At 58.2% G+C, this 400-nt stretch carries 1 protein-coding gene; it reads right to left on the reverse strand.

The genetic code is table 11. From position 1 onward, the window contains the following. Positions 1-10 precede the first annotated feature (10 nt). On the reverse strand, positions 11-400 hold a 390-nt coding region (locus tag BRSPCE3_RS35695), incomplete at its 5' end, for a formate--tetrahydrofolate ligase (RefSeq protein ID WP_244071799.1).

Consider the following 400-nt stretch of genomic DNA (forward strand, 5'->3'; position numbering starts at 1 on the left):
GGCGCTGTTCCTAGAACAGACCGCTGACCTTACCCGTCTTGGTGTCGATGTCGATGCGACGGAAGGCCGGGTTGGAAGAGGTTCCGGGCATCAGGGTGATCGTCCCGGCGCAGGGGCAGAGGAACTTGGCGCCGGAGTAGATCAAAACGTCGCGGATGGGAAGGGTCCAGCCCTTGGGAACGCCCTTGAGGACCGGATCGTGGCTGAGGCTGAGGTGCGTCTTCACCATCATGGTGGCATAATCGGCGTACTTGGGATCGCCCTCCAGCATTTTGGCCTTGGATTCAGCTTCGGGAGTCCAGGACACACCGTCGGCACCGTAAACTTCCTTGGCGATCAACGCAACGCGGTCTCTCAACTTCATTTCCAGCGGATAGAGGAATTTGAAATCGTTGTCTTC

Source organism: Bradyrhizobium sp. Ce-3 (genome assembly GCF_022835695.1).
In the GTDB taxonomy this organism is placed as follows: domain Bacteria; phylum Pseudomonadota; class Alphaproteobacteria; order Rhizobiales; family Xanthobacteraceae; genus Bradyrhizobium.